22 protein-coding genes are annotated in these 20,248 nt (G+C 42.2%); 8 read left to right on the top strand and 14 right to left on the bottom strand.

What is annotated here, in order from left to right; all coding sequences use genetic code 11:
* Position 1 precedes the first annotated feature (1 nt).
* Positions 2–520 (bottom strand): gamma carbonic anhydrase family protein, encoded by a 519-nt coding sequence (locus tag LN995_RS10415; RefSeq protein ID WP_229961000.1) that lies wholly within the window; start codon positions 518–520, stop codon positions 2–4.
* A 131-nt stretch (positions 521–651) separates the two neighbouring features.
* On the bottom strand, positions 652–1,635 hold the full coding sequence (locus LN995_RS10420) for a radical SAM protein (RefSeq protein ID WP_229961036.1): 984 nt from the start codon (positions 1,633–1,635) through the stop codon (positions 652–654).
* A 131-nt stretch (positions 1,636–1,766) separates the two neighbouring features.
* Between LN995_RS10420 and LN995_RS10425 the strand changes: the two genes are divergently transcribed.
* The 3 genes from LN995_RS10425 to LN995_RS10435 all read left to right on the top strand — a co-directional run bounded on the left by LN995_RS10425 (position 1,767) and on the right by LN995_RS10435 (position 4,026).
* Entirely contained in the window at positions 1,767–2,150 is a 384-nt protein-coding gene (locus LN995_RS10425; protein WP_229961001.1) for a RidA family protein, read from the top strand.
* A gap of 194 nt (positions 2,151–2,344) precedes the next feature.
* Positions 2,345–2,956, top strand: a complete 612-nt coding sequence (locus tag LN995_RS10430; RefSeq protein WP_229961002.1) for a porin family protein — start codon at positions 2,345–2,347, stop codon at positions 2,954–2,956.
* Positions 2,957–3,132: 176 nt separating this feature from the next.
* On the top strand, positions 3,133–4,026 hold the full coding sequence (locus LN995_RS10435; protein WP_229961003.1) for a S66 peptidase family protein: 894 nt from the start codon (positions 3,133–3,135) through the stop codon (positions 4,024–4,026).
* 141 nt (positions 4,027–4,167) lie between these two features.
* On the opposite strand, the gene LN995_RS10440 is transcribed toward LN995_RS10435, so the two are convergent.
* Positions 4,168–4,866, bottom strand: a complete 699-nt coding sequence (locus LN995_RS10440) for an endonuclease III domain-containing protein (RefSeq protein WP_229961004.1) — start codon at positions 4,864–4,866, stop codon at positions 4,168–4,170.
* A gap of 224 nt (positions 4,867–5,090) precedes the next feature.
* Here LN995_RS10440 and LN995_RS10445 point away from each other — a divergent pair, with 224 nt between their 5' ends.
* Both LN995_RS10445 and LN995_RS10450 read left to right on the top strand, forming a co-directional pair.
* Positions 5,091–5,780 (top strand): MBL fold metallo-hydrolase, encoded by a 690-nt coding sequence (locus LN995_RS10445; protein ID WP_229961005.1) that lies wholly within the window; start codon positions 5,091–5,093, stop codon positions 5,778–5,780.
* Between the two features lie 99 nt (positions 5,781–5,879).
* On the top strand, positions 5,880–6,512 hold the full coding sequence (locus LN995_RS10450) for a DUF2238 domain-containing protein (protein ID WP_229961006.1): 633 nt from the start codon (positions 5,880–5,882) through the stop codon (positions 6,510–6,512).
* A 127-nt stretch (positions 6,513–6,639) separates the two neighbouring features.
* On the opposite strand, the gene LN995_RS10455 is transcribed toward LN995_RS10450, so the two are convergent.
* The 4 genes from LN995_RS10455 to LN995_RS10470 form a co-directional block, all read right to left on the bottom strand.
* Positions 6,640–7,305 (bottom strand): OmpA family protein, encoded by a 666-nt coding sequence (locus LN995_RS10455; RefSeq protein ID WP_229961007.1) that lies wholly within the window; start codon positions 7,303–7,305, stop codon positions 6,640–6,642.
* 348 nt (positions 7,306–7,653) lie between these two features.
* Positions 7,654–8,418: an OmpA family protein gene (locus LN995_RS10460; RefSeq protein WP_229961008.1), complete on the bottom strand. Its 765-nt coding sequence runs from the start codon at positions 8,416–8,418 to the stop codon at positions 7,654–7,656.
* A gap of 267 nt (positions 8,419–8,685) precedes the next feature.
* Positions 8,686–9,588 (bottom strand): acetyl-CoA carboxylase, carboxyltransferase subunit beta, encoded by a 903-nt coding sequence (gene accD / locus LN995_RS10465; RefSeq protein ID WP_229961037.1) that lies wholly within the window; start codon positions 9,586–9,588, stop codon positions 8,686–8,688.
* A 143-nt stretch (positions 9,589–9,731) separates the two neighbouring features.
* Complete coding sequence (locus tag LN995_RS10470; RefSeq protein ID WP_229961009.1) at positions 9,732–10,790, bottom strand: class I fructose-bisphosphate aldolase; 1,059 nt, start codon at positions 10,788–10,790, stop codon at positions 9,732–9,734.
* 187 nt (positions 10,791–10,977) lie between these two features.
* Here LN995_RS10470 and LN995_RS10475 point away from each other — a divergent pair, with 187 nt between their 5' ends.
* On the top strand, positions 10,978–11,655 hold the full coding sequence (locus LN995_RS10475) for a DUF4136 domain-containing protein (protein ID WP_229961010.1): 678 nt from the start codon (positions 10,978–10,980) through the stop codon (positions 11,653–11,655).
* A gap of 218 nt (positions 11,656–11,873) precedes the next feature.
* Here LN995_RS10475 and LN995_RS10480 read toward each other — a convergent pair whose 3' ends face one another.
* Complete coding sequence (locus LN995_RS10480; protein WP_229961011.1) at positions 11,874–12,659, bottom strand: phosphatase PAP2 family protein; 786 nt, start codon at positions 12,657–12,659, stop codon at positions 11,874–11,876.
* A gap of 139 nt (positions 12,660–12,798) precedes the next feature.
* On the opposite strand from LN995_RS10480, the gene LN995_RS10485 reads away from it, so the two are divergent.
* On the top strand, positions 12,799–13,356 hold the full coding sequence (locus LN995_RS10485; RefSeq protein WP_229961012.1) for a DUF4864 domain-containing protein: 558 nt from the start codon (positions 12,799–12,801) through the stop codon (positions 13,354–13,356).
* A 20-nt stretch (positions 13,357–13,376) separates the two neighbouring features.
* Here the strand turns inward: LN995_RS10485 and LN995_RS10490 are convergent, their stop codons facing one another.
* The 5 genes from LN995_RS10490 to LN995_RS10510 all read right to left on the bottom strand — a co-directional run bounded on the left by LN995_RS10490 (position 13,377) and on the right by LN995_RS10510 (position 18,549).
* Positions 13,377–13,862, bottom strand: coding sequence for a GNAT family N-acetyltransferase (locus LN995_RS10490; RefSeq protein WP_229961013.1), 486 nt, complete (start codon positions 13,860–13,862; stop codon positions 13,377–13,379).
* A 205-nt stretch (positions 13,863–14,067) separates the two neighbouring features.
* Positions 14,068–15,162 (bottom strand): efflux RND transporter periplasmic adaptor subunit, encoded by a 1,095-nt coding sequence (locus LN995_RS10495; protein WP_229961014.1) that lies wholly within the window; start codon positions 15,160–15,162, stop codon positions 14,068–14,070.
* 46 nt (positions 15,163–15,208) lie between these two features.
* Positions 15,209–16,459, bottom strand: a complete 1,251-nt coding sequence (locus LN995_RS10500) for an ABC transporter permease (protein ID WP_229961015.1) — start codon at positions 16,457–16,459, stop codon at positions 15,209–15,211.
* Between the two features lie 71 nt (positions 16,460–16,530).
* A complete protein-coding gene (locus LN995_RS10505) occupies positions 16,531–17,775 on the bottom strand; it encodes an ABC transporter permease (protein WP_229961016.1) in 1,245 nt (414 codons plus the stop codon).
* Positions 17,776–17,829: 54 nt separating this feature from the next.
* Positions 17,830–18,549 carry an ABC transporter ATP-binding protein gene (locus LN995_RS10510; protein WP_229961017.1) on the bottom strand — a complete coding sequence of 240 codons (720 nt, stop codon included), beginning with the start codon at positions 18,547–18,549 and terminating at the stop codon, positions 17,830–17,832.
* A 247-nt stretch (positions 18,550–18,796) separates the two neighbouring features.
* Between LN995_RS10510 and LN995_RS10515 the strand changes: the two genes are divergently transcribed.
* A complete protein-coding gene (locus LN995_RS10515) occupies positions 18,797–19,363 on the top strand; it encodes a hypothetical protein (protein ID WP_229961018.1) in 567 nt (188 codons plus the stop codon).
* Positions 19,364–19,410: 47 nt separating this feature from the next.
* Here the strand turns inward: LN995_RS10515 and LN995_RS10520 are convergent, their stop codons facing one another.
* A complete protein-coding gene (locus LN995_RS10520; protein ID WP_229961019.1) occupies positions 19,411–20,202 on the bottom strand; it encodes a pentapeptide repeat-containing protein in 792 nt (263 codons plus the stop codon).
* Positions 20,203–20,248 lie beyond the last annotated feature (46 nt).

The raw sequence follows: 20,248 nt of genomic DNA on the forward strand, positions 1-20,248 counted from the left end.
GTTAGTCTCTGCCTGTGAACCAACCGCTGTACATAACATAGTTGTGAGCAAGCTTATCCAGACCCTCCACCTGTTCCGGGTTTAGCTGCTTTACTTTCCGGGCCGGAATACCAGCATAAATCCATCCTGATTCGCATATAGTGTTCTCCAGTACAATGGCTCCTGCAGCTATGATACAGTTCTTCTGCACTACAGCCTGGTCCATTACAATAGCTCCCATACCTATCAGTACATTATCTTCTATCGTGCAGCCATGCATAATAGCTCTATGCCCGATAGAAACATTGTTCCCAATAGTGGTAGCTGCTTTCTCATAAGTACAGTGAATAACCACACCATCCTGAATATTGGTTTTATCACCAATGCGGATGCTGTTTACATCGCCCCGAATAACTGCGTTAAACCAGACAGAGCAATCATTACCTAATACTACATTGCCCACAATAGTGGCATTTTCAGCAATAAAGCTACCATCACCCATCTGAGGCTTTATACCTTTTACCGAAAGAATAACTGGCATTTTTATCTAAATTATAATCCTGAATTGAGGTGCAAATATAAACCTTTTACTATTTAAGGTGCATATTACAGTAAGCTACAGTTGTTAACTTATTTGCTGCTTTAACGAATAAACTACGTAAAACTTATATATCAAAATGGCAATAGTCTCTTCCAGGTACCTTTGTATAGGTTGTACTTTAATGTACTAGGCAGAGCTTTCCAGAAATATTTGTTTACTTCTACTCCAAAACTGGGCTGCATGTAGCAATTTATAGTACATCCCTCACAGGCAGTAAGCTTCCCCTCCTGCTGCTTCCACTCTTCTACCTCCTCACTTAAATATAAGTTGTACAAATTAGCGTTAACAGGAAATGCTTTAGTGCCTAAGTGGTAACACGGCAGAACCAGCTCATTATGCGGGGAGATAGCCAAAGTAGTACTGGCAGCCTTACAAATAGGATCGTTTATATGATTCCCTCCGTCGCGCCTTAGCTCTATAAACCCCTCATTCATATACACACTCTTACGTTTCCCAAATGCAGAGAGATAGCTTAGCTCTTCCTCCGTCAGCCTGTCACCTGTTTCAACAGCATTATATTCAAAGGCAGGGTTAATAATCAGCATCAGGTTATTCGGAAGTATTACCTGCTCATACACGTCCTCCAGTTGCTTAAGGTTATGCTTGAACACAGTAAAAAGGATATCTGGCCGTTCCCCCAACTGCCGGGCCACCTTGATAGATTCCATTACAAAATCGTAGCAGGCGACTCCTCTGCCATTGTCGTGCTCCTCTTTATGAGCTGAATCCAGAGAAAAATGAAGCATATCTACATGCCCCTGCAGGCGCTTTGCCAGCTTGGGGTACAGCATGCCATTTGTAGTAAGCGTGGTGATGAAGCCCATTTTATGCGCCAGCTTCAGAAACTCATCTATCTGGCGATGCAAGAGTGGCTCCCCGCCTGTAAAGTCTATCACTTTCACCCCCAACCGTTTCAGGTCCAGCAGGTTCTGTTTTACATCTTTTAAAGTAATATAAGGCGACGGCTTTTCCCATATGTCGCAGAAAGAGCAGCGCGCATTGCAGCGGTAAGTAACGTAATAGTTGCAAAGTACCGGTTTGGAAGTAAGGCGCATGCTTGGCAGAATATTATAGTCCAAAGTTAAATATTATGCATAAGTAAAAGTAATTTCTGGCAAATGAGCTTTACCTGTACAACTTATTTTGCTATAGTTCATATATTTGAGTTCCTATATAACTTCTAACTATGAAAAGACAAAACTTTTCTTCCGGTGCTGTATGGGAAGAAACAGTCGGCTATAGCCGTGCCGTACGTGTAGGTAACACCGTTGAAGTAGCTGGCACTACTGCTACCAACGGGGAGGAAATTATGGGCAAAGGCTGCGTCTACAAGCAAACCAGATATGTATTACTAAAAATTGAGAAAGCACTGCAACAAGCTGGTGCCACCTTACAAGATGTTGTTCGCACCCGTATCTTTGTCACCGATATTAGTCACTGGCAAGAGGTAGGCCGTACACATGGTGAGTTTTTCAGAACAATAAAGCCAGCCTCCACTATGGTAGAAATAAAAGCTCTGATTCACCCGGACCTGCTTGTGGAGATAGAAGCTTCGGCCATTATAACGTAATAAGCTACTACCATACAAGACATTATCATTCCATTTTATTACTCTTAGAAAATAGTTTTCATCAATAAAACAACATACGAAGCCATTATACAGTTAGTGTAATAACGTGTACGAAAAAGATTACCTTATCTACTATTTTCGTACTAATACTAAGTTCCAGCTATAACTCAATACCTAATGTTAATAAAGAAACTATGAAAAAAATATTGCTTATCCTTACCATGATGCTGACCACTGGACTAGTGGCTAACGCACAATTTTTTACTGCAGGTGTTAAGGCAGGTGTCAGTTCCTCTAGCGTAGACATAAAAGACCCAATTGGCACCGTAACCCAGTTTAAAGAATCTGAAAACATAGCAGGCTACCAAGTTGGAGCCTTTACAAGGTTTAAGGTTGGGAACCTTTTATTACAACCGGAGGCTGCCTTTACTTATACAGGTGGCAAGGTAGAAGTAAACGATGACCCGAACACAACTAGCGTAGAGGTTCAGAAGTTTAAGTTTAATCGCTTAGATGTACCTATACTGCTTGGTTACAGCCTTTTTAGAGTAGTACGGGTAAGTGCAGGCCCTGTAGCCTCTATGGTGATATCAGGTAAGCTGGATGATGACAAAATTGATGAATACCTTAATAATTCAGACTGGGGCTGGCAGGCTGGCCTAGGGGTTGATATAGGCAACATTACGGCTGATGTACGCTACGAACGCATCAAAAGAAATTACACAGACAATGTGGACACTGGCTACGATATAACCAATGAGCAGGTAATTCTGAGCGTCGGTCTGAAGCTTTTCGGTAAAAATTAAAACAACGCCAGCTTAAGTATAGTAAAAAAGAAAGAGCCTTTGCTACGCGTAGCAAAGGCTCTTTCTTTTTTACTATACTTAAGCTAACCTACTAACAAAACCTAAGCAGGACAAGTAGTATCTAAAACTTTACATAAAAAACTATAACTTCGCTTGTTGCCAAATTGCTTTAACAAATGATTGCACCATTACAACAAGGAGATAAAGTTGGCATTGTTGCCACTGCCCGAAAAATAAGCTTACCGGAAATAGCATTAGCCATTGAGACACTAAAAGCATGGGGCTTAGAAGTAGTAGTAGGGCAAACCATAGGAGCAAGCTATAACTATTTTTCCGGCGACGATGCCTTACGCCTGCAGGACCTTCAGCAAATGCTCGACAATACAGAAATAAAGGCTATTATTTGCGCTCGTGGCGGCTATGGTACCACGCGCATTATTGATCAAGTCGATTTCAGCAACTTTAGAATAGCCCCAAAATGGATAGTTGGCTTCAGCGATGTAACTGCTCTTCACAGCCATGTACATACTTTTGGTATAGAGTCTGTTCATGCTACTATGCCTTTGCTTTTTGGAAAAGAGGGCTCCGAAGAAGCTAAAAACACGCTGCGTTGTTTGCTGTTTGGGCAGGATGTAAGTTATACAGCGGCACCACATGTTTTTAACCGTACAGGCACTGCACAAGGGCAAATAGTAGGTGGTAACCTATCTATGCTGCACACCCTTACTGGCACCCGCTCCGATATCAGCACAGCAGGCAAAATATTATTTCTGGAAGATCTGGATGAGTACCTCTACCACATAGACCGTATGATGGTGCACCTAGACCGTAGTGGTAAGCTGGGCCGGTTAGCTGGTTTAATTGTAGGCCACATGAGCGACATGCGCGATGCGACGCTTCCTTTCGGTAAAGATGCTTATGAGATTATTGCAGAACATACAGGTAAGTACACTTATCCTGTGTGCTTTGGTTTTCCGGTTGGTCATGAGCCTGATAATTTAGCTATAGCCTGCGGTAGGGAAGCCAGATTGACGGTAAGTGAGCGGGGGGTAACACTGGGCTATGTGTAGCTTTTTCAATCAGATATAATTTCTGAAGATCTTGATTTAAGATTTCAACAGTTTATAAAGATATTGAGGAGTAACGTCCGAAAACTGATAAAGAGTTGTAACGGTTAAACTGTTACTGTTTCACAGTTCCTACGCAGCCTCCTAATCCACTCCTTTCTCCCGTACATCCTGATAATAATTACAGATCCTATTAAGCACACATTTCTCGCATGTAGGGCTATAAAAAGTACAGATGCGCTGCCCGTGCCAGAACAGGTGTTTATGAAAGTTAAATAACTCCTCGGCATCTTTGGGTAACATATCTAAAAGTACAGCATGGGCTTTATTAGCCGTAACCCTTGCCCCGATTAACCCCACCCGCTGGCTCACCCGAAACACATGCGTATCGACAGGCAACACAGGCTTCTTAAAGTTAAACAGTAATAACAACGTAGCTGTTTTCAGACCAACACCAGGTAGCCCTGTAAGCCATGCCATGGCCTCCTCCACAGGCATATCAGCTAAAAAATCTATGCTTATTTCGCCTCGCTCTTCTTTTATTGTACGCAATACCTGTTGTATCTGTGGTGCTTTCTGTCCAGGATAGCGTGTTGTTTGGATGGTATCAGCTAACTCATTTACATCAGCGTTCATTACCCCCTCCCAATCACCAAAGTGCTCTAGCATAGTATAATAAGCCTTTTCTTCGTCAGCATGGTTCGTACGGTGTGAGAGCATGGTAGATATGAGCTCATGCATAGGAGCTCTGCGACTCTCTAACTTTAACCGCTTGTACTCTTTATTGAGCAACTCATGTGTCTGTAGCGATTTTTCTTCCGCAGGCAGCTCGTGCGCATTCATAGGCAACATAATTGACAAAATAGCTTTTACGGCACATCAAATCAATCTGTTAGTTCCTCTACCAAAGAGCTTCGCCAATACGCTTCATAACACCAGCATAAAAGAAATCAATTAAATAAATATTGGTCCAAAAAATTAATAGAAACATAACTTTAAGCAAAACTATTTGCAATTATTAACGCTATATGATTGAACTCACTAACAGCCTATGTTGAAGTACGTGTATGAATATTAAATTTTTAGGAACTGGCGGTGCCTTCGATACAGAATACCTGAACTCAGCAGCCATACTTGAGTTTAGAGATATTAAACTCCTAATAGACTGTGGCTTTACTGTTTTCCCGAAGCTTATAGAGAAAAATCTGGTTCATGAGATTGATCATGTTATTCTCACGCATCTGCACAACGACCACAGCGGTAGTCTTGCGAACCTTTTGCTTTACAAAAGTATTATTCTAAAGAATGACCGGCTAAAAATACTGTATACTTCTGAACAGTTTAAGCAGCAGATCTATGATCTACTGGCAATTCAGCTAAAGTACCCGGATAAGTATGCAGAGTTTGTTCCGCTAGACCAGTTTGATGGTATTATGGCTGTTGATACCTTTGGTTTGCATTCTGAAGGCTACCAGTCTTATGCCTATATTTTTGATAATGATTACCGTATTGTGTACTCCGGAGATTTAGGTAAACCAGAAGAGCTGTTTAACCGCCTGGAGCGGCTTCCACAAAAAGAAACCTGTGTATTCCACGACATCACCTTTAGCCCGGACAATACAGGCCACACCTATTATAAGAAGCTGCTGCCCTATATAAATGGCATTACGATGTACGGTTACCACTGCGACCCAACCCAAAACCCTGATGACAACCCAATAAGGCTCGTCTTCTTTCAACAGAACTTAATGGCATAAACTTCATTTAGGTTTATAGCTAAATACCAGAACAAGAGCGCAAGTTTTGGGTTAAGATAACAGAACAAAAGCTGCCTGTCTGCAGTAATAAATGTCGCTATGTTATCTAAGCCAAACGTCAAAATACCTTACCAACAAAAGCCACTGCATATTTTATATAGCGTCCTATTTATAGCTTTTTGGGTATATTCAGGCTTCACTACTCCTGACCTGGTAAACTGGCTAACGGAGAACACGCTGACGCTGTCACTAATTATCTTTATAGTGGCATTTTATAACATCTTCCGTTTTTCTGATATTGCCTATACTTTAATTTTCCTGTTCCTGTTAATGCATGTGTACGGCAGCCAGTACCAGTATGCTGAAAATCCTTTCGGAGAATGGTTTAAGCAAACATATAACCTGCAGCGTAACCACTACGACCGACTGGTACACTTTGGTTTTGGTTTACTGCTGGCTTATCCTATGCATGAAGTACTGGCTTATGGCTTTAAGGCACCTAGGCTTGTAAGCTACATTATGCCAGTCGAGCTCACAGTTTCACTTAGTGCTTTGTACGAAGTAGTAGAGTGGTTGGTGGCTGATATAGTTTATAACGGAGGAGAACAGGGCATGGACTTCCTAGGTATGCAAGGCGATATTTGGGATTCGCAAAAAGATATTGCCCTGGCTCTTGCTGGTAGCGTGCTCACTCTAACAACAGCTTTCCTGTTTCGCAAAAATAAATCTTAAGCACTTAACTTTTTATTGGAGCATTTAGCACCTCCGATAAAGAATTAAACATAAAAAACCCAGCCGCACGACATGTACGGCTGGGTAAAAATCACCATTATTAACTACCTACTAAAAAAGTTCTTTATTATAAGTCACCTCGCTCGGCAGCTTTCTTCATCTCTTCGTTTGCAAAAATTGCAATCTCTACACGGCGGTTTTGCTGGCGACCAGCAGCAGTACTGTTGTCAGCAACTGGCTGGTCGAAAGCATAGCCTTTTGTTGTCATACGGCTACGATCTACACCCATAGAGGCAGCATAAGTTGCAACAGATTGCGCACGTCTTTCTGAAAGTGGCTGGTTTATTTCTCTGGAGCCAGTATTGTCGGTATGCCCTTCTATAAGAATGTTTGTATCCGGATATTTTTGAAGCGTCTCAGCTAGTTGGGATATCTCTGTTTTGGCAGCAGGCTGTAGTTCAGCAGAGTTAGTGTTAAACAAAATTCCTGAATCAAACGTGATCTGAATACCTTCACCTACACGCTCAACAGTAGCATTTTCCAAATCGCGTTGCAGTTCTTCTGCCTGCTTATCCATGTGGCGGCCAATAAGAGCACCAGCCGTACCACCCACGGCTGCACCAACAATAGCACCTGCAGCTGTGTTACCGGCAATCTTACCTACCACCCCTCCAAGCACTGCTCCACCACCAGCACCAATGGCACCACCCTTCGTAGTGCGACTAGCGTTACATGATGTAAAAAGTATGCCTACTACGGCGATAATTGACAAATAAATTTTTATGTTTTTCATAGTTATCATCTTTGTTGTTGTGTTTTAGAACTTATAAGTTCTGTGGATAATACTGCTAAGAACTTAAAATGTTTTAGTTGATTTTTGTTAGTTGATACATTTTTCTCTTAATGAAATCATGTAAAGCAGCAGCTTCAGATAGGCTGATAGCTTTTTATATTATTGATTTCATATACTTAAACGGCTACTATATTCATCAGGTTTTTAGCACAACTTTTCTTACAATATTTCCCGGAAAGAGTACAACAACAAACCAAACCCAAATAAAACAGGAGGGCCTGTTCCTCAGCGAGAAACAGGCCCTCTTTGCACTTGCAAGCTTATTCTAAACAAGAGAAACTAATGCAATTATTTTAGTGCACCACTTTCAGCAGCTTGCTTCAGATCTTCGTTTGCAACAATAATAATTTCTACGCGACGGTTCTGCTGGCGACCTTCTGCTGTCGTATTATCAGCAATAGGCTGGTCATAGCTATATCCTTTAGCTTGTAAGCGGCTACCATCTACACCACGTGAACGGGCATATGCTGCCACAGCCTCGGCACGGCGCTCAGACAAACGCTGGTTTAAGTCATGGCTACCTGTATTGTCGGTGTGGCCTTCTACAATTACGTTAGTGCCATCGTACTTAAGCAATGTTTCAGTCAACCTGTCAATGTCTTTTTTAGCTGATGCGCTTAGTTCAGCGGAGTTTACGGCAAATAAAATTCCTGAATCAAAATTCACACGAATAGCTTCCCCTACACGCTCTACTGTCGCATTCTCCATGCTACTCTCTAATTCTTCAGCCTGCTTATCCATGCGTCGGCCAATTACGGCACCTGTTGCACCACCCACAGCAGCACCTACTATAGCACCAGCAGCTGTATTTCCTAAACGGTTACCAATAAGGCCACCTAGCACGGCACCACCACCGGCACCAATAAGGCCACCTTTTGTGGTCTTATTCATTCCTTGCTTACTCTCGCCGGAGTTAGTTGTTTCGCTGCCATAAGTAGTACCTGTTGTAGCTGAAGCATCACTACCTCCGGATGCCTGCCTTATTGACTGGCAAGAAGTAAAGAGCACGATAACAGCCAGCAAAGAGCTAAAAGACAATTTTAATAGTTTCATGATAGTAGTTGTTTGTTATGTTTTCCTTAATCTAAAAAGTGTTCTGTAGACTTTAGTCCTGTAATATATTTTTGAAAGAGTATAATACAATACTAATGCCAGTTTTTACCTGGTCAGTTCTCTGAAGCAAAGCTTCAAAATGCTTCTACCTGTTTTTCTGATCTTTACAGCGGATATATTTTTCAAAATATATGGCCACGCTATACTTAAGCAAGAAAGCCTGCCGGCTTGTAATCCGGCAGGCTTTCTTGCTTATTATATTCTTTATCAAGAAGCTTTAGAAGTAGCCTTCTTTTCTTTGGATTTAACGCTTACGGTTTCCTCTTCAGCGTGAAGTATACCGAACAGGTCACTCAGTCTCTGCTTCAGTTGCTTACGGTCTACTATAAAGTCCAGAAAGCCATGCTCCAGTACAAACTCTGCACTCTGAAAGCCTTTTGGCAAGTCTTTTCCTATTGTTTCTTTGATAACACGCGGACCGGCAAAACCAATTAACGCACCAGGCTCTGCTATATTGAAGTCGCCCAGCATGGCATAAGAGGCTGTAACACCGCCAGTAGTCGGGTCTGTTAACAAAGATACGTATGGCAGTTTTTCCTCAGCCAGCAAGGCCAGTTTGGCAGATGTCTTTGCCATTTGCATTAGCGAGAACCCTGCTTCCATCATACGGGCACCTCCTGACTTTGAAATCATCAGGAAAGGTGTGCGGTTTTTACGGGCATGATCAATAGCACGGGCTATTTTTTCTCCTACCACTGAGCCCATAGAACCTCCTATATAAGCAAAGTCCATACAGGCTATTGTTAAGTCCTGACCGTTTATTTTACCATAAGCAGTGCGAACGGCATCTTTCAGGCCTGTTTTTTTCTGAGTAGCGGTAACGCGCTGCGGGTAAGGCTTAGAGTCTGTAAAGTTCAGCGGGTCAGCAGAGGTCATGTTCTCGTCCAGCTCGGTAAACTCATTGTCGTCAAACAAGATGGCAAAATATTCATTTGAACCAACACGCGCATGATAATCGCACTTCACGCAAGTATACAGGTGCTTACGGTGCTCGGCCATACTGGTAACCGTTTTACATTCAGGGCATTTGTACCACAGTCCGTCAGGCGTCTCCTTTTTCTCTTCTGTAGGAGTGTGAATTCCTTTCTCTACTCTTTTAAACCAAGGCATCATATCTTAAAATGTGCTCTTCGCACTTTTCGGTTAATGGCTGTACTTAAAGATGCTAAATAGCCTGCCTTTTCTGTTCACAGCTGTGGCTTCAGACAAGGCAGGCTACAAAAGTACTTAATAATAACCAATTGTGCTATAGCTTAGGCAATTGTAATTTCTTTAGAAAGATACACGTCCTGTACCATGTTCACCAGCTCTACTCCTTCTTTAAAACTTCTCTGGAAAGCCCGTCGACCTAAAATTAGCCCTGTACCACCGGCACGCTTGTTTATAACAGCTGTCCTTACGGCTTCCTGCAAATCAGACTCTCCCTGCGACGCTCCTCCGGAATTAATTAAACCGGCACGCCCCATATAACAGTTAGCCACCTGATAACGGCACAGGTCAATAGGGTTATCGCTGCTTAATTCAGTATACATTCTTTTATCTGATTTAGAGAAGTTGACTGCAGTAAAACCGCCGTTGTTTTCTGGAAGCTTTTGTTTGATGATATCTGCTTGAATAGTTACACCAATATGATTCGCCTGCCCTGTAATATCAGCGGCCGTATGATAATCTACTCCGTCTTTGACAAAGGCGCTGTTGCGTGTGTAGCACCATAAAATAGTAGCCATGCCTAACTCATGCGCTCTTTCAAAAGCTTCTGCCACTTCTATGATCTGGCGCGATGACTCCTCTGAACCAAAATAGATAGTAGCACCTACGGCTACAGCACCCAGATTCCAGGCATCATCCACAGAACCAAACATAATTTGGTTATATTTGGTTGGGTAAGTCAGCAGTTCATTATGATTGATTTTAACAATAAAAGGAATTTTGTGGGCATACTTTCTGGACATCATGGCCAGGTTACCAAACGTAGTAGCTACGCCGTTACAACCACCCTCAATAGCTAGCTTCATAATGTTCTCCGGGTCAAAGTAGATCGGGTTAGGCGCAAACGACGCTCCGGCTGTGTGCTCAATGCCTTGGTCTATCGGTAAGATAGAGATATAGCCTGTCCTCCCTAAACGGCCATGATCAAACAGTTGCTGGAGGTTCCGTAGCACGCGGGCACTACGGTTCGTCTGCATAAAAATCCTATCTACAAAATCAGGCCCTGGTACATGCAGCATATCTTTTGATATGGTTTTGCTTTCATACTGTAACAGGCTCTCAGCATCAGAACCCAGTAAAGAAATAATTTTATCGTATGCCATTGATCTTACCTTAAAGTGAGAAACGATATAACTGTTGCCTATTATGGATACAAGATTTTACGTCAATCTTAGATAAAGATTACGACTGCAGAGGTAACCTTGTTGTTATGCATCACAGCTCTTAAGTATCTATTTTTGTTCTGCTTCGTTAATCCTCATACAAACTCAAACTATTTTGACATTACCTATGAAGACAATACAAGCATATTCAAGAAAAAATTTTATTCCGTTACTTTCCTTTGCAGTAATTGCCCTTATCTTATTCGGCTGCGCTGCTTCTACAGAAATAACCGGAACCTGGAAGAGCCCTGAAGCTACCTCACAAAACTACAACAGAGTTATAGTAGCAGCACTTACAGATAATGCACAGGCCAGACAAACCGTCGAAAATGACCTGCAGGCACAGCTTCAGCAGCGTGGCATTCAGGTTACAAAAAGTATCGACGTGTTTCCACCGGCCATGATGCGTGAAAGAGGTTCAGACGCAGACATGCTGTTACAAAGAATTCAAGGAGACGGTCATGATGCAATTTTGACAGTAGCTGTTGTAGACGAAGAAACAGAGACACGATATGTGCAAGGCAGTGGTGGTGTTTATGGCCCTTATGCTCCGATGGGACGCTTTGGCTGGTATGGATCCTTTAGAGGCTACTATTCACACTGGTATCCTACTTTGTATGATCCAGGTTATTATACTGAAGATAAAGTGTACTTTCTTGAGTCAAACCTTTATGATGCTGATTCAGAACAATTACTATGGTCTGCACAGTCCAGATCTTATAACCCTTCCAGCATTGACCAATTCTCTGAGAAGTTTTCAGAGTTAACAGTAAGCAGAATGCAAGAGGAAAATCTTATTCCATAACATTTATAATCTTATTCGTCCTGAATAAACTCACAGGTTTAGGAGGAAATAACTCTTAACTTGAAGCCTCTAAAGCTACTGTTTTAGAGGCTTTCTTTTTCAGCACTAATATATCGGTTGCCGATGCATTTGGTCTGGTATATAATAGCAGTGGCCTGTTCTAAGGTCTTCTTATTTGCCTCCTGTAAAAGCAATATGCACTCATATACCCGCATAAATCAACCTTGGGCTTTATACCTTTGCCTTAGCTGCAGCACTTCCATCAGGCTTATGCCCAGCAACACCCATAGTATCCCTAACAGGAAGCCAGCCAGCACATCCGACAGGTAATGCACACCCAGGTATATTCTGGTAAAACCTACCAGTAAGATGAGTATAACTCCAGCCCAGGAAGAGGCTTTACGTTTGCTGCTATTCTTTTTAAAATGGCGAACAAGAAAATAGGCACACATACCATAAAGAGCCATAGCCGTAGTAGCATGGCCACTGGGAAAAGAGAAATTCTTAACAGGGTAGTACGCCACATCTGCAGGTCTGTCGCGGCTAATGTAGGTTTTGCCGTACCTTACTGATAGTCCCATCCCTGCCATTACCAGCCAGAAAGCCAGTATGGCTACAAACCTTCGCTTTATCACAAAAAGCACAGTTATAACAGCACCTAACATAAATACTGCTTCACTTGAACCCAGATACGAAATATAATAGAGTAGCCAGCTTAGTTGCTCAAATCTTGCTTCATACAGAAAAGCTGTAAACTTCTGGTCCAGCTTTACTATCCCCTCCGCCCCTACTACGCTATCTGCCAATTGTGACAATAACAGCAAATTAAATAAGAACACCAGTACAAGCAATGTAAGCGGCAAACCTGAAAACTCTTTTGCATCAAACCGTTTTGCAACAGAATCAGCTGCCCTTGGATAACGATTACGAAAGCGAACAACGCCAGGCTGGTGTAAAAACCAAGATACCCCACGCTGTACTTTATGTGCAAGAATGTTCTTCATAGAAATTGTACTGCTGCAATATACGATTATGAGCCAGTTTGTTTTTCCCATAAAGTCATTAACATGCACAAAGGCATCATTTACTCTTAAAGTTCACCTCCCGGCAACAAACCCAGCCTAAATAAAGTACATAAATTATATGAAAAGGATCGATAAAATATTTGATAAACTCATGTTTGTCATAGGGGTTATTTTGTTGATTATGTTTTGGGTGCAATTTCCACCTCTACCTGATTCAGATAAACAACTTTATACCTACTATACTTCTGAAGCCGAAACCACCTCGTCTTCTAAATGGACTTATTTGAAGCCAGACAAACAACTTACTCCACGTGAGGTAGTGCGCATACAACTACAGGCACTGCAACAGAATGATGGAAGCGATAGCGGTATTATTACCGTTTTTAACTTCTCATCTCCAAGAAACAAAATGTATCTCGGCCCGATAGACCATTTCCGTTTGCTGGTGCGGGAACCGCCTTACCGGCCTATGCTTAACTTTAAATCGTACAAAGCAGGGCAGTTAGTAGTAGTTGATGACACAGCTTATCAACTAGTGGTTGTACAAGGCCGTGATGGGCAGGAGTCAGCGTACTTATTTATACTAGCCAAGCAAAAAAGAGGAGCGCATAAAGGTTGCTGGATGACAGAGGGTGTCGCCAGAATGGAGCCTGAGCGTGAAAGCAAGTTAATTTAGCTATAGCAAAAGAGTTGCTACTACTGCAGTAGCAACTCCATCTTTATATCGGCACGCTGATAATTGCTGGGGCCTACAGGTACTTCCTTAAAACCCAGCCGGCGGTAAAGGTTCAGCGCTGTTTCTAACCGGCGGTTCGATAGCAGATAAACTTTACTGGCCCCTACTCTTCGTGCTCTGTCAACCGCTGCTTCTCCCAGCATTTTGCCGATTTTCATGCCCTGCATTTTTGGAGCAACGGCCATCTTTGCCAGTTCAAATGTGTTGTTTCCTTCTTTAATCAAGGCACATGTACCTACAGGTTCTCCGTTAAACAAAGCGATCAGGATATAACCTCCTTTACTAAGGATATAGCTTTCAGGATCACCAAGTGATTTTTCATCAGCCTCTTCCATTACAAAGTAAGTGGTAATCCATTCGTGGTTCAGGTCGTAAAATGCCTTTGCGTAAAAAAGATTATAATCTACAATCTGAATTGCTGATGGAGTAATATAATGTTGTGCCATTCTGGTTAATGTTGTTCCTGCAAATTTATCAAAAATGTAGCATTGTGCTTTATTAAGTACTAATGTCTGAACAAAATAAGTAATGGTATTTTTTAGTGTTAAAGATAGTAGAAGCAGTACAAGTGAAAGCTTTTTACTATAGCAGCTAATACAAAAAAAGCGGGCTGTTACACCCGCTTCCTACTAATCACAAACAAAAACAACCTTATATCTGGGCAATAGTCGCATCGGGTATTTTAACTTTCTCTGCCTTTTTCAGGCCTGACACCACCTCTATGTTTATACCATCTGACAAACCTGTTTTAATCATACGTTTTTCAAACACCTGCGGAGCTATCTCTACCTCTACATAAGGCTGTTCTTTTTCAAACTTCAGCATACTCTCTTTTATGGCCATTACTTTATCACGTTTATCTAACACAATGTCAGCATTGGCGCTGTAGCCGGCACGTATAAAGTCTTTTTCATCAAGCAGTACTTTTGCCCGTATCGGAAACTTAACAGAGCCCTCTTCGTCCACTCCTTTAGGTGCAATGTACTCCAGTTTAGCACTGAACACACGCCCCTCTATGGCTCCGATAGTCAATAAGAGGTCCATATTTTCTTCCAGCTTACCTACTTCAGATTCGTCTATTTTGCCTTCAAACACCAGGCTGCGCATGTCAGCAACGGTAGCGATGGTAGTACCTTCATTAAAATTGTTTCGTTCTATAATAGATGTACCCACTTTTACCGGAACGTCCAGCAGCATGCCATCTATAGTAGAATATACCAGGTTAGAAGACTGCCCTTTTTTTCGTGATGAGCCTTCACGCACAAGTTGCAGATTATTTTCTGCTGCCATCATTGTTTCCTGGCTTATGTTAAAATCAGCCTTGTACCTCCGGTACTCCTGGTCTGAAATAACTTTTTGCCGGTATAGTTCTTCGTACCGCTCCAGTTCACGCTTCGACTCATCAAAGTTTAATTTTGCTCTTTGCAGTTCTGTTTCGGCATTATTCACGCTTACCATATTCGGCACGATGCGGATTTTTGCCAGCAACTGCCCCTGTTTTACAATTTCGCCTGCTTCTACATATAAATCCTCCACAATGCCTGAGACCTGTGACTTTACCTGCACCTCTTTGCGCGGTACAATAGAACCTGTGGCTACCGTTTTTTTAATGATATCAGTCTCTACAGGAGCCTCTGTTTTATAAACGATCGGGTCTGTGTTTGACTTTTTATAGAAATAATAGCCCAGCCATACTGATAAGCCTAAAAATACCAGTACAACAAGCCCAAGCAATATCTTTTTCATAGTAAAGTTATTTTATAAATCCTTAGTTTTCTTTAGCCATTATTTGTTACTCATCTTTCAGCGCTACCACTGGGTTTACACGGGCTGCTTTGGTAGCAGGTATTAAGCCTGCTAAGGTGCCTGCTGCTACTAGCACCACTACTGCCGTCACGGCTATGCTCACATTTATTTCGGGATTGCCAAAAAAGCCTGCCTGTACATTTAACTTCGTCATCATGTAGTCAATAAAAGCGATCATGCCCGTACCTGCCAACAGCCCAACATAGCCGGCAAAGCCTGTAATAACAATAGATTCCTGAATAATAAGAGTAATAATAGACCAAGGCGTAGCGCCCAAGGCTTTCCGTATTCCGAGTTCTTTAGTTCGCTCTTTTACCACAATCAGCATAATGTTACCCACACCTATAATGCCTGCGAAAATAGTACCGATGCTCACCAGCCAGCTGAATCCTGCTATACCTGTAAACAAGCCCTGCACATCTTTAAACTCTTCCTCCACATTAGCCGATCCGAAGGCTTTCACATCATCCGGGGCTACTTGGTGGCGCTTCATAAGCAATGTTTTCACTTTGTCTTCCACTACTTTTGCTGGTACGCCTGGTTTGGGTATCAATCCCAAGGAGCCCACTCTATTAGGCTGGTTAAAGGTTTGCTGTAAGGTGGTGTGCGGAATGTAAATAACCTGCGCATCCTGCTGCCCCTGCTCATCGCTGCTGCTGGTGCTAAAAGTGCCTACCACTAGAAAGTAATTCCCTTTAATGTTGATGTACTGCCCCAAAGGGTCTTCATCTTTATCAAAAAGCAGTTCTACTACACGTGGGCCTATAACAGCTACTTTACGCCGCTCATTAACATCTTTGTCATTCAGAAAACGACCTTCAGGCACTTTTATAGGAACTACTCGCAGCACCTCAGGTGCCTCTCCGTTTACTGTAAACGAAGAATTCTTTGTACCTCTTATCACTGTAAAGTCACCATTCAGCTGATTACTGGGCGCTACTATGTCAACTTCCGGAACGTTAGCTTTTATGGCTGCTACATCATCGCTTGTTAGCTGTACAAAGCGACCTGCCTTTAAACCCATATAAGGTATGCTTGTACGTTGCGTCCAGACGAAGACAGCATTTTTAGCCACATCAAAATCACGCATAACGCCATTCTCCAGGCCCTTACCTGCTCCAAGCAACAGCACCAGCATAAAGATGCCCCAGAACACCCCAAAAGCAGTAAGACCTGTACGCAGTTTATGTCGCTTAATGGTGCCGTAAATCTCCGTCCATTTATCAATATCAATCATAGCTTGATTAGGTTTTGAATGAGCGACTAATTACTCTTTCATGATTCTTTTGCTCTTTTGTCCTGCCAACATCAATCCGCTCTTAAAGCTTCTATAGGCTTAATGTTAGCAGCTTTCATGGCAGGCACCAAACCAGCGAGTGCGCCAGACAGCATCAGGATAAAAGTAGCTGCTAACACTACCTCCAAATCTACTTCGGGGGCAGCAAAGAAGGGCATTTCAGCACCGGAAGACTCTATCAGAAATCGCATTATATCCAGCAGCCCCACGCCCAGCAGTAAGCCCACATATCCGGAAAAAGCAGTTATCACCACCGACTCCTGCAGAATAAGGCTTACAATTGATACAGGCGTGGCTCCCAAAGCTTTCCGTACACCAATCTCACGGGTACGCTCCTTCACGATTATCAACATAATGTTACTTACTCCCACTATGCCTGCTATTAAAGTACCAATGCCTACCAACCACACAAAAACATTAATGCCGCTAAACAGCCCCATTACCTTCAGGTATTCGGTTTCGGTATTATCAATGCCCAACGCCATCACATCTTCAGTAGAAAACTTATGCCGCTGCGCCAACAGAGCTCTGATGCGATCTTCCATGTCTTTGGCACTAACTCCTTCCTGCGCTGTCAGCGCCATGACCTGCACCTGGTTTGGCTGATTAAAAGCTGCTTGTATGGTAGAAAAAGGAATATAAGCACGTTCTTCACGACGTCCGTTGTTGTTACCTTTTACTTTAAAGGTGCCCACTACTTTAAAGTAGATACCCCTGATATTTACATATTTACCAACAGGATCCTCTTCCAGAAAAAGCACTTTGCTTGCCTGCTCTCCAAGTACCACCACCTTGCGCTTTTCCTCTTCATCCAACTTGTTCAAAAGGCGGCCACGGTAAACCCGTTCCCCATTCAACTCCAGATAATCACACCCGGTTCCATATACCAGATAAGAGCCATTTTGCTTACCATAATTAATAGTGAACTCTCCAAAAACCCTGTTTCTAGGAGCTAGCAGATTCAGGTTTGCTACTTCACGACTGATGGCTTTGAGGTCTTCATTCGTAAACTGAATCTGGCGGCCCGGCCCCATGCCTTTATAAGCCACTGCTGTTTTGCCACCAAAAATATAGATACTGTTTTTGGCTCCGTCTCCGAAACGATTGATAATGCCTTTTTCCAGGCCCTTACCCACTCCAAGCAACAGCACTAGCATAAAGATGCCCCAAAACACCCCAAAGGCTGTCAGGAAAGTACGCAGTTTGTTCTTCTGCATTGTTCCCAGAATCTCCTGCCATTTATCAATATCAAACATGAGCTTTGTTGTTGATACCTAAAAGTTGCTTACAATCCTACTGTTGTGCTTAGCTTACTGGATTCTGATTTCAGAAGCGATGGTATCAGCACCCATTTGTATACTAAGGCCGTCATCCAGAATAAGTCCGTCTTTAAGGCGGATGAGTCGGTCTGTTTGTTCCGCTATATCGTTTTCGTGCGTTACAATTACTACCGTCATTCCTTTGCGGTTCACTTCTTTAAAAATGTCCATCACCTCATAAGAAGTCTTTGTATCCAAGGCACCAGTTGGTTCATCGGCAAGTATCAGTTTTGGTTGAGAGATAAGTGCCCGGGCAATAGCCACGCGTTGCCGCTGTCCACCCGACATTTCATTTGGCGAGTGCTCTGCCCACTCTTTCAGTCCAACCATATCCAGGTACTCCAGTGCCAGTTTATTACGCTGCTTACGGCCTACTTTCTGGTAGTAAAGTGGCAGAGCCACGTTTTCCATGGCATTTTTAAATGAAAGCAGGTTGAAGGACTGAAACACAAAACCCAGAAACTTGTTCCGGTAATAAGCAGCCTTTGCTGCTGAAAGATTTTTAATAGAAGTGCCCGCTAAAGTGTACTCCCCTATATCATAATCATCCAGAATTCCCAGAATATTCAGCAAGGTAGATTTGCCAGAACCAGATGAACCCATAATTGATACCAGCTCCCCTTCACGCACATGCATATTAATACCTTTGAGTACATGCAGCTTGTTATGCCCTACTGCATAATATTTCTGAATATTGTTAAGCTGTATCATAGTTTTACGTTGTTATGCATTACCGGAGAGCTATGTAGCAATAGCAACATAAGATAGAACTTGTTCTTGTTATACTTGAGAATATTATATGTGTAGTTATATTAAATCGACTTACGGCCTTTTATTATCTACAAATTCTCTGCACTTATAGCAATAATAACTACTGTTAAACTTAAGTTCTTAAGGGCTATATGTTCTTTTAACAATACAAAAGCCACTTTATAGTATTGCAATCGTTTTGAAAAGCATGTTTTCTCCTGATCTTCCCAAGCCTGTTCTTTTTCACCCACTGAAGCACCACCTGCAGTACATCAGAGAGTTTATTGAGTACAGCCTTGCCATCACAGAGCCTGAAATAAAAGATGCTCTTGTAACCATAGGCAGTTCTCAGCTTGATATGTACCTGGGCCAGCTTATGCCTATGCAAATATCGCAGGAAGTAATGCTACACCTCCAGCAACATAGTTTGTTGCAGCCGGAAATGTATCGGCAATATCTTACTGATGAAGAAAAAGCATATTTTGTTATTACGCTATCTGATGCCACAGCCTGGGTCTTACGTTGGGGATTAGAAGCCGGGCGTTTTGTGCATTTACATCCGGCACGATACACACCAAACACAATAAGAGTAAAAGCAAACTCTCTTAAAATAGCCGTTGCAACTGTAGTTGCAGCTAAACGCCTGCCAAATGTAGGTGTTAATTTAGAACTGGTAAACAGGGTAAGACGGGAGTGGCTGGAGTTGCCTCCTGTGAAAGCATTATCAGAAGATTCCGGAATAATTAACCTGATAAAGCTACTTAAGATGCAATAAGAGCATAGGAGGCTATTTGTGTTAACCCCTCCGAACTCTTATTATTGTTACTTTGCCATGCTTTGTAGCGTCGTCAGAGACACATGCTTGTTATTTACCTGCGTGTATTTGAAATCGTCACCTCCTTTGAAGGATGCCCCTCTTATTTCGAAGGCATCGGAGATTTTGGTATACTTAAAATTAGCCAAACCCTCAAAAGCCGTTCTCCTAAAGCTAACCCCCTCCTTAAACTTAGCATATTTAAAATTAGCTTCGTCCTCAAAAGTAGCTCCGCCAAAGTCGGCCATCACCGGGAAATCCACATATTTAAAATTAGCATCATCACTAAACATGACATTGCTAAAGTTTACCGATTCAGAAAAATCGCTATACTTAAAAAGTGCTTCTTCTGAGAAACGGCTGCCGGCAAAAGACACATTACCATTAAACTTTGAATACTTAAAAGCACTTTTCTTTTCAAACACGCAGTTCTCGAAGCGTACATCTTCCTCAAAATTAGTATTGTAAGTCTCGTTACTCGAAGAACTGAACCAGCTGCTAACATTACCGGCATTATCTGGATTATAATAAGCCAGTACATCACCTTTAAAGGTACAATTCATAAATGTTACCATACTGGTAACAGTACTAATGTACTCTTTAGAACCTTTACTGCTTTTTTGCTTCATGTTCTTAAGCTTAGTAAGATCCAAGTCACCAACGATTTCTGCATTAGAATAAGAAACAGCTTGTCCACGATTTATCTTATTGATAATTTCAGAAGCATTTACACTTGTTTTCGCCCAAGACAGTAGCGGCAACAGCAGCAAAACGAATAAAACCTGTACTTTTCTCATCATAGTTTATGTTAAGGTTATACAATTCTTTTTGAGGTACTTGATTAAC

It is taken from the genome of Pontibacter silvestris, from assembly GCF_020907275.1.
GTDB classification, from domain to species: Bacteria; Bacteroidota; Bacteroidia; order Cytophagales; family Hymenobacteraceae; genus Pontibacter; species Pontibacter silvestris.